General features: G+C 73.6%; 11 protein-coding genes. 4 read left to right on the plus strand and 7 right to left on the minus strand.

From position 1 onward, the window contains the following. Positions 1–20 precede the first annotated feature (20 nt). Complete coding sequence (locus ACZ5NH_RS15860) at positions 21–707, minus strand: DUF6445 family protein (RefSeq protein WP_388623070.1); 687 nt, start codon at positions 705–707, stop codon at positions 21–23. Positions 708–944: 237 nt separating this feature from the next. Here ACZ5NH_RS15860 and ACZ5NH_RS15865 point away from each other — a divergent pair, with 237 nt between their 5' ends. Further along, the gene (locus ACZ5NH_RS15865) at positions 945–1667 is read left to right on the plus strand and encodes a DUF4142 domain-containing protein (protein ID WP_468776179.1); all 723 of its coding nucleotides are present in this window, start codon (positions 945–947) and stop codon (positions 1665–1667) included. On the opposite strand, the gene ACZ5NH_RS15870 is transcribed toward ACZ5NH_RS15865, so the two are convergent. The 3 genes from ACZ5NH_RS15870 to thrS form a co-directional block, all read right to left on the minus strand. Continuing rightward, the gene (locus ACZ5NH_RS15870) at positions 1664–3325 is read right to left on the minus strand and encodes a glycoside hydrolase family 13 protein (RefSeq protein ID WP_468775618.1); all 1662 of its coding nucleotides are present in this window, start codon (positions 3323–3325) and stop codon (positions 1664–1666) included. The two genes, ACZ5NH_RS15865 and ACZ5NH_RS15870, sit on opposite strands and share 4 nt — an antisense overlap. A gap of 101 nt (positions 3326–3426) precedes the next feature. Next, entirely contained in the window at positions 3427–4395 is a 969-nt protein-coding gene (locus tag ACZ5NH_RS15875; RefSeq protein ID WP_451554603.1) for a nucleoside hydrolase, read from the minus strand. A gap of 57 nt (positions 4396–4452) precedes the next feature. Next, entirely contained in the window at positions 4453–5688 is a 1236-nt protein-coding gene (gene thrS, locus ACZ5NH_RS15880) for a threonine--tRNA ligase (RefSeq protein WP_468775620.1), read from the minus strand. A 345-nt stretch (positions 5689–6033) separates the two neighbouring features. On the opposite strand from thrS, the gene ACZ5NH_RS15885 reads away from it, so the two are divergent. Beyond that, the gene (locus ACZ5NH_RS15885) at positions 6034–6816 is read left to right on the plus strand and encodes a hypothetical protein (protein WP_468775622.1); all 783 of its coding nucleotides are present in this window, start codon (positions 6034–6036) and stop codon (positions 6814–6816) included. Positions 6817–6827: 11 nt separating this feature from the next. On the opposite strand, the gene ACZ5NH_RS15890 is transcribed toward ACZ5NH_RS15885, so the two are convergent. Beyond that, the gene (locus ACZ5NH_RS15890; protein WP_468775624.1) at positions 6828–8171 is read right to left on the minus strand and encodes a helix-turn-helix domain-containing protein; all 1344 of its coding nucleotides are present in this window, start codon (positions 8169–8171) and stop codon (positions 6828–6830) included. Positions 8172–8536: 365 nt separating this feature from the next. On the opposite strand from ACZ5NH_RS15890, the gene ACZ5NH_RS15895 reads away from it, so the two are divergent. Next, positions 8537–9781, plus strand: coding sequence for an amidohydrolase (locus ACZ5NH_RS15895; RefSeq protein WP_468775626.1), 1245 nt, complete (start codon positions 8537–8539; stop codon positions 9779–9781). A 25-nt stretch (positions 9782–9806) separates the two neighbouring features. On the opposite strand, the gene ACZ5NH_RS15900 is transcribed toward ACZ5NH_RS15895, so the two are convergent. Together ACZ5NH_RS15900 and ACZ5NH_RS15905 are read right to left on the minus strand one after the other, a co-directional pair. Beyond that, positions 9807–11489, minus strand: a complete 1683-nt coding sequence (locus tag ACZ5NH_RS15900; protein ID WP_468775628.1) for a hypothetical protein — start codon at positions 11487–11489, stop codon at positions 9807–9809. A gap of 128 nt (positions 11490–11617) precedes the next feature. Continuing rightward, the gene (locus ACZ5NH_RS15905; RefSeq protein WP_468775630.1) at positions 11618–12811 is read right to left on the minus strand and encodes a PP2C family protein-serine/threonine phosphatase; all 1194 of its coding nucleotides are present in this window, start codon (positions 12809–12811) and stop codon (positions 11618–11620) included. Positions 12812–12963: 152 nt separating this feature from the next. Here ACZ5NH_RS15905 and ACZ5NH_RS15910 point away from each other — a divergent pair, with 152 nt between their 5' ends. Further along, positions 12964–13446 (plus strand): hypothetical protein, encoded by a 483-nt coding sequence (locus tag ACZ5NH_RS15910; protein WP_468775632.1) that lies wholly within the window; start codon positions 12964–12966, stop codon positions 13444–13446. Positions 13447–13603: the final 157 nt, after the last annotated feature.

The raw sequence follows: 13603 nt of genomic DNA on the forward strand, positions 1-13603 counted from the left end.
GGGCCCGCGCCGCGGTGCCGTCACGCCATCCAGAAGAACACCGCCGTCATGCGCTTGTCCTCCAGCTCCTTGCCGCAGTAACCCGTCGCGCTGTGCACCAGGTTGGCGTTGTAGAGGAGGAGGCGGTTGTACTTGTGGGGGACGCGGACGTCCTCCTCGAAATGGTCGGCGGGGACGAACCTCGTGCCGAGGGCCTCGACGAGGTTGTTGTGCGGGGCCTGGACGATGTTGCCGCCGAGCCGGCCGCCCGGCAGTGACTGGCGGTAGAAGGCGGTGCCGCAGTTCTTGGGCACACCCGGGTTCAGGTACAGCACGGCGGCGTACCGGCACAGGGCACGGGAGTCGGTGTGCGGACGCGGCTCGCTCTCGCCCTCCCCCACCACCTGGACGCAGTTGTGGTTGAGGGTGCCGCCGCCGGGCGCCTGCTGCACCCACAGCTTCTTCGCGCCGGTGGCCTGCTTCACCAGGGCCTCGACGCGGGCGAGTTCGGCCGGGTCGAGGCCGGGCATGGCGCGCAGGCCGGGCCAGGTCTCGGAGGTGTACGGGTAGCCCTTGACCCAGTCGTCCTTGGCCAGGCACCGCTCCCGTACGGCGTCCACCTCGGGCAGCACGTCGTCGAAGACCCAGTAGTCGCGGCCCTTGGTGGGCTTGCGGTAGGGCAGCACGGGCAGGGCGGCGGGCATGCGGGGCGGCGGCTGTGGGGGCATGCGGCAAATCTATGCCAGCGTTTCCTCCCGCCTCTCCCGAGGAACGGTCAACTCTTCTTTACCTGCGGCACAGATACAAATCTTTACCCGCCGCACCGATACGAACGGCCGCCCCGTCCGTACTGCTGTGCGTCCGAACCGCCCCGCGCCGTCACCGCGGGCGGGATCCACGACCGGGCAGGAGGCACGGTGCGCTTTTCGCGGAACGCGACGGGAACGCTCTTCGTGGGTGGTGCGATGGCCGTCACCCTGGTGGCACTCGCCTACCCGAGCATGCTCGGCCTGACCAAGGTGACCACCGCGCAGGACCGCGTCATCGCCAACACCCAGTGGGGGCCGCTCACCGAGCAGGACCGGGACTTCGTGGTGAAGGTGCGGGCCGCCGGTCTGTGGGAGTACCCGGTGGGGCAGATGGGGCTGCAGAAGGGCACCACACCGACGGTCATCACGGCCAGCAAGCACCTGGTCGACGGGCACGCGGCTCTGGACACCAGCTGCCGCAAGATCGCGCCGATGCTGAACATCACGCTGCCCAACCTGCCGAGCCCCCAGCAGCAGGGCTTCGTCAGCCAGTTGAAGGCGGACACCGGGAAGAAGTTCGACAGCGACTTCGCCAACATCCTGCGGATGACGCACGGTGCGATCTTCAACACGATCTCGAAGATCCGGTCCACCACCAAGAACTCGCTGGTGCGCGCCCTCGCCGACCAGGCCAACAACACCGTGCTGGACCATATGACGGTGATGGAGAAGACCGGTCTGGTCGACTTCGACCAGACGCTCTTCCAGCAGACCACCCCGCCGAAGCTGCCCGCCTCCGACCTGACCCCGCCACCCCCGGCAGCCGGTCAGCCGGAGGTGGTGCTCACCCCGCCGCCGAACCCCACGTCGACGCCCGTCGACCTCAGCGGGCTGACCGGCGGCGGCGCCTCGCCGGCGCCGAGCCCGTCGGCCGGTTAGGCCAGCCAGACGGTGGTGTCCGGCGGCAGGGTCGTACCGTCGAGCGGTGAGGAGGTGCTGGTCAGCAGCACCTCCCCGGGCGGCAGCGGTACCGGCCCGGCACCGAGGTTGGTCATGCAGCGCCAGGTCTCGGAGCGGGTGAAGTCCAGGACGCCGGCGGGGGCGTCCGGCGTCCAGGTCAGCGTCTCGCCCTCCAGCAGCTTGCGGCGCAGCCGCAGCGCCGTGCGGTACAGCTCCAGTGTCGAGCCCTCGGCCTCCGTCTGCGCCTCGACGGCGTACGCCGCGAAGGACGACGGCTGCGGCAGCCAGGCGGCGCCCGGCCCGAAGCCGTACGAGGGCCCGGTCGTCGTCCACGGCAGCGGCACCCGGCAGCCGTCGCGGCCCTTGCGGACATGGCCGGTCTGCTCCCAGATCGGGTCCTGGAGCACCTCGGTGGGCAGGTCGGCGACCTCGGGCAGCCCGAGTTCCTCGCCCTGGTAGAGGTACGACGACCCCGGCAGCGCCAGCATCAGCAGGGTCGCCGCGCGGGCCCGGCGCAGCCCGGCCACCGGGTCGATCGCGGGCGCGCTGCCGCCGGACAGCAGCCAGGCGGCCGGGTCGGTGCCGGGCGGGAGCATGAGGCGGGAGGCGTGCCGTACGACGTCGTGGTTGGACAGCACCCAGGTGGCCGTGGCGCCGGCGGCCCGGGCGGTGGCCAGCTCGTCGGTGATGACCCGGCGGAGCTCGTCGGCGTCCCAACGGGCTTCCAGGTACTCGAAGTTGAAGGCCTGACCGAGTTCGTCGGCGCGGGCGTACAGCGCGCGGCGGGGGCCCGGGACCCAGGCCTCGGCGACGGCGGTGCGCGGCGGGCTGAAGGCGTCGAAGACCTTGCGCCAGTCCCGGTAGATCTCGTGGACCTCGTCGCGGTCCCAGTACGGGTGGCTGCCCGGCTCGACGAGCGGCAGTGCCGTCTCGCCGGTGGCACCGATGTTCCCGATGTCCCGCAGCGGCTCGGCCAGGTCCTTGGCGAGGCCGTGGGCGACGTCGACGCGGAAGCCGTCGACGCCCCGGCCGGACCAGAAGCGCAGGGTGGTGCGGAAGTCGGCGCGGACGTCCTCGTTGTCCCAGTTGAGGTCGGGCTGTTCGGGGGCGAAGAGATGCAGGTACCACTCGCCGTCCGGGGTCCGCTTCCAGGCGCTGCCGCCGAAGACGGACTGCCAGTCGGTGGGCGGGAGTTCGCCGTGCGCGCCGCGGCCGGGGCGGAAGACATAGCGCTCGCGGGCCGGGGAGCCGCGGCCGGACCGCAGGGCCTCCCGGAACCAGGGGTGCTGGTGCGAGGTGTGGTTCGGGACGATGTCGACGACCACCTTCAGACCGAGCCGGTGGGCCTCGCCGACCAGGGCGTCGAAGTCGTCCAGGGTGCCGAGGCGGGGGTCGACGTCCCGGTGGTCGGCGACGTCGTAGCCGCCGTCGGCCAGTTCCGAGGGGTAGAAGGGGCTCAGCCACAGGGCGTCGACGCCGAGCCCCGCGAGGTGGTCCAGGCGCTGGGTGATGCCGCGCAGATCACCGAGTCCGTCGCCGTCGGCGTCGGCGAAACTGCGGGGGTAGACCTGGTAGATGACGGCCTGGCGCCACCAGTCGGGGTTCTTGGAGGAGAGGTCCGGGGAGCGGCCTGCCATACGGGATCCCTTCGGGAAGGACGACGGTACAGGGAATCTGTCCACATTGCCCGGAAAGGAACCTTAGGGGCGAGTACCGCCCCGCTGCGGCGCGACGCGGTCTAAGGGCGCTCCACCGTCTCCAGGTACAGCTTCACATACCGGTCCACGTCGACCTCCAACGCCACGTCCACCAGGGGCTGTTCACGCCTGCCCTCGTGGATCTCGGACTCGCCGGGGCGGGGGCGGCGGTCGACGACCGTCTGGCCCCGGGTCGGGCCGGGGGCCAGGGAGACCTCGACCGGCAGCAGGCGGGTGGTGATGCCCTGCGGGTCGGCGACCGCGCACACCGCGCCCGCGTCACCGAGGCCGCCCGCCTCCTCCGCGTCGGGGGCCTCGCCCTGGTGGGCCGGCCGGTGGGCGAGCAGTTCCCCGGCCAGCCGGGTGCCGGGGTCGCTGCTGGTGCGCAGCCGGTGGACCTCCGGCGCGGGCACGACCACCTGCATGAAGACGTCGAGCCCGTACATCGTGACGGGCACCCCGGCCGTGAGCAGGATCGCCGCCGCCTCCGGGTCGTGCCAGACGTTGAACTCGGCGACCGGCGTGGCGTTCCCGACGGCCACCGCGCCGCCCATGAAGACGATCCGCTCGATGTTGCGGGTCACCTCCGGGTGGGTGCGCAGCAGCAGGGCGATGTTCGTCAGGGGCGCGGTGGGGATCAGGGTGACCGGGCGCGGCGAGGCCAGGATCTCGCGGCGCAGCAGCGCCACGGCGTCCAGCTCGGACGCCGTGCGCCTCGGCGCGGGAAGGCCCAGGTCGCCCATGCCGTCGGCGCCGTGCACATGCCGCGCCGAGCGGGCCGGTTCGATCAGCGGGCGCTCGGCGCCCCGGCCCACCGGGATGTCCGGGGCGCCCGCCTGCTCCAGCACGGTCAGGGTGTTGCGGACCACGCCGTCGACGTCCGTGTTCCCGGCCACGCAGGTCACCGCCCGCAGATCCAGGTCCGGGTGGCGCACGGCCAGCAGCAGGGCGAGGGCGTCGTCGACCCCGGTGTCGCAGTCGATGATCACGGGGATGGACTGACCGGTCACGGCGGACTCCTTCCGTCAAGCCGACCTTAGATCAGTTCCGGCCTCCGCTCACGGCGGTCAGTCCCACAGGACGGTGCCGCGTGCGGCCACCCGCGCGGCGATCCGGGACAGCAGCTTCGGCACCGGCAGCTCGCCGGGCCGGCGGCCGTCCCGCAGCCGTACGGCGGCCAGGCCCGCCGCGGCCTCCCGGGCGCCGACCACCGCCTGGTACGGCACCAGGCGCGCGGCCCGGATCCGGGCGCCGAGGGTGCCCTCGGCGGGGCCCATGAGTTCGGCGCGCAGGCCCAGCTCCACGGCCCTGCGCACGATCGCCGCCGCCTGCTCCAGCTGCTCCTCGCCGACCGGCAGGACGGCCAGCTGCACCGGGGCCAGCCAGGCCGGGAAGGCGCCCGCGTGCGCCTCGATCAGGTGGGCGACGGCCCGCTCGACGCTGCCGATGATGCTGCGGTGCACCATGACCGGCCGGTGCCTGGCACCGTCCGCGCCGATGTAGTGCAGGTCGAAACGGGCCGGCTGGTGGAAGTCGATCTGCACGGTGGACAGGGTGGACTCGCGGCCGGCCGGGTCGGCGATCTGCACATCGATCTTCGGGCCGTAGAAGGCGGCCTCGCCCTCGGCCTCCTCGTACGCCACGCCGGACGCGTCCAGCACCTCCCGCAGCAGTTCGGTGGCCCGGCGCCACAGCTGCGGATCGGCGACGTACTTCCCGCCCTCCCCGGGCAGCGACAGCCGGTGCCGTACGGCCTCGATGCCCAGGTCGGCATAGGCGCGGGCGATCAGCTCCAGCGCGCCGCGGGCCTCCTCAACCGCCTGGTCCAGGGTGCAGAAGATGTGCGCGTCGTTGAGCTGGATGGCGCGGACGCGGGTCAGACCGCCGAGGACTCCGGAGAGTTCGGCACGGTGCATGCCGCCCAGCTCGGCGATGCGCAGGGGCAGTTCCCGGTAGCTGTGGGAGCGGGCGCGGTAGATCAGGGCGTGGTGAGGACAGAGGCTGGGCCGCAGTACGACCTCCTCGGACTCATGGGGGCCCGCTTTCATCGGCGGGTACATGTCGTCGCTGTAGTGGTCCCAGTGCCCGGAGATCTCGTACAGCTCCCGTTTGCCGAGCACGGGCGAGTACACATGCCGGTACCCGGCCCGGCGTTCGGCCTCGCGGATGTACTCCTCCAGGGTGTGCCGTACGACCGCCCCGTCGGGCAGCCAGTACGGCAGCCCCGCGCCGATCAGCGGGTCGGTGTCGAAGAGGTCGAGCTCGCGGCCGAGGCGGCGGTGGTCGGGGAGTGCGTCGTTCATCGGTGGGTCTCCTCACTGGGGGAGGCGAACACCCACGCAGACGCGAGCCCCGGGGCGTTCGCCCCGGGGCTCGGATGCTGGTCAGGTGTCAGCGCGCCGGGACGGTCTCCGGCGTCGTCGTGCTCTTCGGGCACGGGTGGCACTGCTGGGCGCGCTGCATACGGCGACCGTAGCAGGCACCGAAGCGGCATTTCGAGGCGTTTTCCGCGGGCTGCGGCGGACCACTCACCCGGACGGCCCGGAGCGCTGGTGGGCCGGTCGGGGCGGTGGTGCCGTGAGATCAGGCACCACATCAGCCGGCCCGGCCAGTCCGCCCACCGGCTCGCAGCCCCAGGAGGCACCTGCATGACCGACGCGATACGCCTTCGCGGCCTCCCGCTCTGGCTCACCGTCGCCGGCCTCCTCGCCATGGGCGGCTGCGCGGCCCTCGGTCTGAAGCAGCCGGAGACCGCGCCCCAGCCCATCCCGACCATCGACAAGCCGTCACCGACGCGGAAGGGGTCCATGCGGGCCGACGGCTCCCCCCTCACCGACGAGCAGGCGCAGGCCGCGCTCATCACCCAGACCGACCTCGGCGCCCCCTGGACGGCGACCCGCGGGGCGGCCACCTGGCGGGACCAGTTGCTGAAGGCGAACACCTCGGCCGGCGAGTGCCAGCGGCTGCTGGACGCCCTCTACACCGACGAGCTCCTCGGCGGCCCGGCCCGCGTCGCCGTCGGCCTGGACAACGACGACACCAACGCCCAGCTGCGCTACCAGATCGCCGCCCGCCGCCCCGCCGACGTGGACGCGGCGCTCGCCTGGCTGAAGACGATGCCGGCGCGGTGCGCGCGGTTCACGGCCGGCACGGAGACCGGGATCACGGAGGACGTCCAGGTCAGCGACGCCACGCTGCCGCAGGTCGGGGACGCGCGCCAGGGCCTGCGGATCAGCCTCGCCGCCATGAACCGACAGGGCCAGCACGCCGTGCTCACCCTGGATGTGGCCGCCGTCCGCGTCGGCCCGGACGCCTTCGCCCTCACCAACGGCGGCCTGGGCGACGTACCGAACGACGCGACCCAGGCCGCCGTCCAGATCGGCGCCCTGCGCCTGGCGGACATCCGCAAGCAGGGCCGGGTCCAGGTGTGATCCGCGAGGCGTCACAGCGGCGGCTGGGCCGGTGCCGGTCCCAGGGTCGTGGTGCCCGGGGTCGTGCGGTGTCCCAGGCCGGTGCGGTAGGCGTCGAGGGCGGCGTCGATACGGCCCGTGCGGCGCAGCAGATCGCCGAGGAGGCGGCACAGGTCGGCCAGGTCACCCGCGGCGCCCGCGCGTTCCAGCAGGCTGAGCGCGCGGACGTAGTGCTCCTCGGCGGCCTCGGTGTCCCGGGCGTCCTCGGCGATGATGCCGAGCAGACGGTGGGCCGCGGCGGCGTGCACCGCGCCGCGCTCGGAGGAGAAGTCGCCGAGGACGCCCTCCAGGAGTACGGCGGCCTCCTCCGACTTGCCCCGGCGGTGCAGCACATCGGCCAGTTCCACGGCGGCCTGGCTGCGGTACAGGGCGGCCCGGGTCTCCGAGAGCATGGTGTACGCCTGGCGCAACTCGGCCTCGGCGCGTTCCAGTTCGCCGTTCTGGGCACACACGTATCCGCGCATCCAGTGGCAGTTGGCCAGCTCGGTGCGCAGGCTCAGCCGGCGGTACAGCTCGGCCGCCTTGGCGAGGGAGGCGTCGGCCTCGGTGACCCGGCCCTCGGCGATCAGGGTGCGGGCCACCGAGCGGTGCATCCGGGCGATCAGCGCGGGATCGCCGGCCTGCGGCGCGAGCGCCAGGGCGAACTCAGCGGCCTGGGCGGCACGGGCGTGCGCGCCCATGTCCATGTACGGGCCGATCACGCTGGCGTAGAGCAGCAGGAGGGCGTCGGGGTCGTGCAGTCCGCCTCGGTTGAGCTCGTCGAGGGTGGATTCCAGGAGGTACACGGCGTACCTGAGTTCACCGGCGAGGTAGTGGGCGACGGCGCGGCCGCGGACGGCAGGCACCCGCACCGGCAGCGACTCGTCCGCGAGGTGCGCCTCGGCGCGCTCGAAGAACTCCCTGGCCTGCGCCAGCTCACCGGTCTCCAGGGCGCTTTCGCCGAGCCCGAGGAGTGCCGTGGTCCGCTCGCAGCCCAGCCCATGGGTCTCCGCCTCCGCGAGCAGCGCCGCGTACTGGCCGGCGGCCTCCTCGGCCCTGCCGTCGGCGAGGACCCTCTGGGCCTCGGTGAGGCGTAGCCGCAGGTCGGTGGCGAGGTGAGCGGGCCGTCCGACGGCCAGTTCCTCGTACTCCACGCCGAGCCGGCCGGCGATGTGCCGCAGCGCCTCGTCCGAGGGCCGAACCCGGCCCGCCTCCACGGTGGAGATATAGGCGGGTGTGTAGGCGGGCTCCGCCAACTGCCGCTGTGTCAGCCCGCGTTCGGTGCGCAGTTGCTGTACGCGCCGTCCGATGACCGCAGGGTCGTCCCGTTCCCGCATTGTCGGCCCCCCAACTCCCTTGGTGCCTCTTGCCGTTGGACCCGTCCAGCCCCTAGGTTAAACGGCGGATTAAGTCTGCTTAATACGTCGCTGTTGTGTTGCGAGGTCACCGTGCCCGGACGTACATCCGCACCCTACGGAAACACCACCGCGCGCAGGGCCGTCGTCGCCGCGGTGATCGCGGCGACAGCCCTGATCCTCGCGGCGAACGCGGGCCCGGCCCGGGCGGCGGAAGCCGGACCGGGCGCCCACGGGACCCAGCAGTCGGCATCCGCGAGGTGAAGGGCCTCCCCGGCCGCACCGGGCGCCCCCGGCCGGAACGACCGACCCTCCCGCAGGCCCCGCCGGCGGCCTACGCTGCGAGCATGACCTCTGCCGCCGCCCGTACCGCCCTGGACCTGACCTCCGACCTGCCGGTGTCGCGGTGGGAGGACTTCTACCGCGACCTGCACCGCCACCCCGAGCTGTCCCTGCGCGAGCACCGCACCGCCGCGACGCTGGCCGGGCGGCTCAAGGGCGCCGGGTTCGAGACCGCCGAGGGCGTCGGCGGCACCGGGGTCGTGGGCCGGCTGGCCAACGGCGACGGGCCGACCGTATTGCTGCGGGCCGACATGGACGCGCTGCCGGTCCGGGAGGCGACCGGGCTGCCGTACGCCTCTGCGGCGGACGGGGTGATGCACGCGTGCGGGCACGATCTGCACGTCACCTGGCTGACCGGCGCCGCCGCGGCCCTGGCCGCCGGGCGGGAGACCTGGCGGGGCACCCTGCTGGTGGTGGGCCAGCCGGCCGAGGAGACCGGGCAGGGCGCGGCCCGGATGGTCGCGGACGGACTGTACGAGCGGTTCGGCCGGCCGGACGTCCTGCTCGGGCAGCACGCCGCTCCGGGCCTGGCGGGCCTGTACCCGCACGCGCCGGGCCTGATCATGTCGGCGGCGACGGACGTGGACATCGTGGTGCACGGCCGGGGCGGGCACGGTTCCCGTCCGGAGGCGACGGTGGACCCCGTCGTCACCGCCGCCTACCTGGTCACCCGCCTCCAGACGGTCGTCTCCCGGGAGCTCGCCGCCGGCGAGTCCGCCGTGCTGACCGTCGGCCGGATCGAGGCCGGCACCCGGCACAACATCATCCCGTCCGAGGCCCGCGTCTCGCTGAACCTGCGCAGCCAGTCCGAGGTGGTACGGCAGCGGATGCTGGCCGCGATCCGGCGCATCGCGCACGGCGAGTGCGTGGCCGCGGGCTGCCCGCGCGAGCCCGACATCACCATCGGCAACACCTTCCCGGTGACCGTGAACGACGCGCCCACCGACAGCGCGGTGGCCGCCGTGCACGGCGAGGTCTTCGGCGCGGGCACGGTGTTCGACCCGGGACCGGCGATGGGCAGCGAGGACTTCCCCGCTCTGGCGCTCGACGGCGCCATCCCGTACTCGTACTGGTTCGTGACCACCACTCCGGCCGAGGTGTGGGACAAGGCCCCCGGCGACACCCTGTCGGAGAAGTTCGCGGCCGTGCCGAGCAACCACAGCCCGGACTTCGCACCCGACCTGTCGGTGATCGCCCCCGGAGTCCGCACGCTCGTCTCCGGGGCCCTGGCGCTGTTGCCGACGGCGTGACGGGGCTTACGAGACCTGCTGGCGCCTACTGGACGGCCTGAAGCTGCCGCAGCTGCCGCCGGACGTTCTCCAGCGCACCCTGTCGGCGACCCGGCACCCGCCGCCGCAACTCCGCGAGCGCGGGCCCGAGTTCACGGGCTCGCGCCGGGTCCGTGATCCGCCCCCACTGGTGGTGCGCCCGGTCCACGGCCGCCTCCACGGCAGACGCGTCCACGGCCTGCCCCGCGGCCAGCCGCACTTCGGCGACCGCGAGCCAAGCCCGGCAACTGCGCACCGCGTCCCCCGCGAACATCGCGAGATCGGCACGCACTTCGACCCAGTGCAGGGCCTCGTCGGAACCCGGCCCATAGACACGCACGGCAGCCTCCTCCTGCTGAGCCGCAAGCACATCGGCATCACCGTGCCGCCCACTCTGCACGGCAGCACTGATGACGGCGTGGGGGTCGGGGCCGGTGACACCGGGGGGTGGGGCGAGGGTGTGGGGGGTGTGGTTGGGGGCGTGGGGGGTGTAGTTGGGGGCGAGCGGGGGCTGCTTGACGGCGTGGGGGGCCGACTTGGCGCCGGACGGGACCTGCTTGACGGCGTCCAGGGCGTGACTGAGGGCGAGCGCGGGCGGCGCCTGCTTGGTCGCGTCGAGGGCCTGACTGGGGGCGAGCGGGGACTGCTTGGCGCCGGACGGATCCTGCCTGCCGGCGTAGGGCGCCGGCTTGGCGCCGGACGGATCCTGCCCGCCGGCGTAGGGGGCCGACTTGGCGCCGGACGGGACCTGCTTGACGACGCCGGGGGCGTGACTGGGGGCGAGCGCGGGCGGCGCCTGCTTGGTCGCGTCGAGGGCGTGACTGGGGGCGAGCGGGGACTGCTTGGCGCCGGGCGGATCCTGCCTGCCGGCGTCGGGGGCCGACTTGGCGCCGGACGGGACCTGCTTGACGACGCCGGGGGCGTGACTGGGGGCGAGCGCGGGCGGGGTCTGCCCGGTGGCGTGCGGGGCCGGACTCGTGGCGGGTGCGGTGGGGGCCTGGCCTTCCGGCTGACCGAATCGGGTGGGCGGGTGGGCGAACGGGGGTCTGGGGACGGTGCCCCCAGGAACGGCCAGCACCAGATCCCGGCCCGCACTGGCCTCGGCGATCCGCCCCAACGCCAGCTCGTGCAACTGAAGCAGCGGCGGCCGGTACCCACTCCGCAACAACGTCGCCACCGCCTTCATGTACCCCGGCTCGGCCACCCCCCGCCGCCCACCCACCGGCGCGACACGCCCGTAAACGGCAGCATTCGCACCGCAGTCCAGCCCCCGCTCCGCCACGTACCGCCACGCCTCCGCATCCGCATGCAGATCCACGACCAGCGCCGTATCCACAGCGGAGCGCAACCGCAGCTCCTCCCGAATCCAGTGCCACGGCAACCCGGTGTAGCGAACCGTCGCCGCGGTGGTGCGCGCCAGCGCAAGGTGCGGCAGCCGCTGCCGCCGGTCCAGCTGCAGCTGCCCGGCGATGTACAGGGTCAGCGGCCCGGGCGCGGCCGCCGCGGCGCGCAGCCGGGTCAGCACGGCCTGCGGCTCCAGCGGATCGGCGAGTTCCACGACGTTGGCGGTGTCGGTGCCGGACAGCACGGCCGGGGCGACGGCGGCCAGCACCGGCAGCACACCGGCCGCCTCCACCAGCCGCCCCCGGCCCACCGGCGAGGCCGCGAGCAGCAGCACGGTTCCGGGCATCGGTCCTCCCCCTGTAGCCCTGCAGCCCCTGTCGGCCCTGCCGACCTGGCCGGCTCTCCACGCTCTCCAGCCAGCACCGTAACCGCTGCGCCTGCAAACGCGCGCCTCAGGAGACCAGGAGGACGGCATCAGGACCGCAAACGTCCCTCTTGGCCGTCTTCGCCGTCCTCGCCGTCCTCGCCGTCCTCGCCCGCGGCCGCCCCCCGCACCCGCCGCACCGCGAACACCGTGGTGTCGTCGACCAGCCGTCCGCCGCAGTGCCGCAGGACGCCGTCGCGGACCAGCCGGACCAGCAGCCAGGGATCGGGGCGGCCCGCCCGGTCGGCGACCGCGGGCGCGAGCTCCCGGACCAGCGGATAGAAGGCGCCCCGCCGGTCGCGGGCCTCGGTCACCCCGTCGGTGACCAGCAACAGCGTCTCGTCGGCGGCGAGCGGCACCCGGTGCACGGGCGGCAGACCGCCCGCCAGGTCGCCGAAGCCGAGCGGCAGCCCGTCCCCGCTGGGCAGCTCGCGGACTCCGCGCGGGCCCACGGCGAGCGGGGGCTCATGTCCGAAGTTGACGACCTCGATGCTCTCCGGCGCGTCCTCGGGAAAGCCGATCAGCACGGCGGTGGCGAACCGGTCGCCGTCCTCGCGGCCGAGCGCGGTGGTGTGCCGGCGGTGCCGCAGCATGCGGATCTCCAGGCGCTCGGCGACGGTCGCGAGGTCCTCCTCGTGGTAGCCGGCCTCGCGGAAGGTGCCGAGCAGCGCGGCGGCGGTCTCCACCGCGCCGAGCCCCTTTCCCTGCACGTCGCCGACGAAGAGGCGGGTGCCGTGCTGGCCGGGCTGGATGTCGTAGAAGTCGCCGCCGACCCGGGCCTCGACGTCGGCCGCCAGATACACCCCGGCGTGCTCCAGCCCGGCCCAGCGCGGCGGCAGCGGGCGCAGCACGGTACGACGGGTGGTCGCGGCGATGTCCTGGATGTGCAGGGTCTGCCGCTCCTTGCGGAGGCGTACGGCGCAGGCGATCACGGCCAGCAGGCCACCGACGGCGACCAGGACGAAGTCGCCGAGACCGGCCTGGTACTCGCCCGGCCAGGCGCTGTCGACGGCGACGTAGGTCACCACCGCCAGCACGGCGAAGGCGCCCGTCGTCCACACCCCGCAGATCGCGGCGGCGGTGCCGGGGACCAGCACGATCCAGGTGATGATCCGGAACCGCTCGGTGGTGTTGAGGTCCAGCAGCACGATGCCGACGAGCAGCAGCAGAGGCGGCACCCAGGCGACGTTCCGACCGCGCACGCGCAGCGGATGGCGCCGCCGGCCGTACTCCGTGTCCGTCACGGCGGGCAGCCCTCCATGTCTCTCGGCGTTCCCAGCGAAACACGGGAGAGAACCCGCCGCATCCGGGCACCCGTCACTCTCCTGGCCGACTTGCCAGGCCGTGCCCCCAGGTGTGCTCTGGAAGCCGGGGGCGAGGAGAGAGGAGTGCTCTCATGGCTCAAGCGGCACCCGCGCCCGGCGGCACGGCCCGCGCTGGCCGCAGGGCGATCGGAGAACGGGTCCCCGGCGGGCGGCCCACCCGTCCGCCCGACGTCTTCGACGCACGCACCCACCGCATCGCCCACTTCGCCGGCCCGGTCGGCCTGGGCCTGGTCTACGGCTACTGGGTCGCGGCCGACGCCCGCCAGGGCGGCCCCATCACCGGCGGGAACCTGCTGCTCGGCTGGCTCAGCGCGCTGGTGTTCGCGGTGGTGTCCATGGCCCTGCTGACGCTGGCCCCGCGGATGGCGAGGGAGGTGCACGCGCTGCTGTGGTCGGCGTTCGCCGGCATCGCGTTCGGCTTCCTGTACATCCAGACGCCGCATTCGTTCTGGCGGTCCGTGATGATGTCGCTGATCGTCGCGGGGTGCACCTTCGGCACGTTCTTCTACCGCTATTACACGCGCGAGGACGCGTTCGGGCGCCGAGTCCACTGACCGCGCGGCCGACACCGACCGCGCGCGCCGCGAGCGGGTGGGCATGGGCGTGGGGGGGGGGGGGGGGGGACCCCCCCCCCCCCCCCCCTCCCCCCCCCCCCCCCCCCCCCCCTCCCCCCCCCCCTCCCCCCCCCCCACAAAAAAACACTTCGGTTGA

The organism is Streptomyces sp. NPDC031426 (assembly GCF_055581585.1).

Coding starts and splice junctions, on each gene's coding strand:
- ACZ5NH_RS15860 (WP_388623070.1), bottom strand. CDS start 707: ATGCCCCCACAGCCGCCGCCCCGCATGCCCGCCGCCCTGCCCGTGCTG.
- ACZ5NH_RS15865 (WP_468776179.1), top strand. CDS start 945: ATGGCCGTCACCCTGGTGGCACTCGCCTACCCGAGCATGCTCGGCCTG.
- ACZ5NH_RS15870 (WP_468775618.1), bottom strand. CDS start 3,325: ATGGCAGGCCGCTCCCCGGACCTCTCCTCCAAGAACCCCGACTGGTGG.
- thrS (WP_468775620.1), bottom strand. CDS start 5,688: ATGAACGACGCACTCCCCGACCACCGCCGCCTCGGCCGCGAGCTCGAC.
- ACZ5NH_RS15885 (WP_468775622.1), top strand. CDS start 6,034: ATGACCGACGCGATACGCCTTCGCGGCCTCCCGCTCTGGCTCACCGTC.
- ACZ5NH_RS15890 (WP_468775624.1), bottom strand. CDS start 8,171: ATGCGGGAACGGGACGACCCTGCGGTCATCGGACGGCGCGTACAGCAA.
- ACZ5NH_RS15895 (WP_468775626.1), top strand. CDS start 8,537: ATGACCTCTGCCGCCGCCCGTACCGCCCTGGACCTGACCTCCGACCTG.
- ACZ5NH_RS15900 (WP_468775628.1), bottom strand. CDS start 11,489: ATGCCCGGAACCGTGCTGCTGCTCGCGGCCTCGCCGGTGGGCCGGGGG.
- ACZ5NH_RS15910 (WP_468775632.1), top strand. CDS start 12,964: ATGGCTCAAGCGGCACCCGCGCCCGGCGGCACGGCCCGCGCTGGCCGC.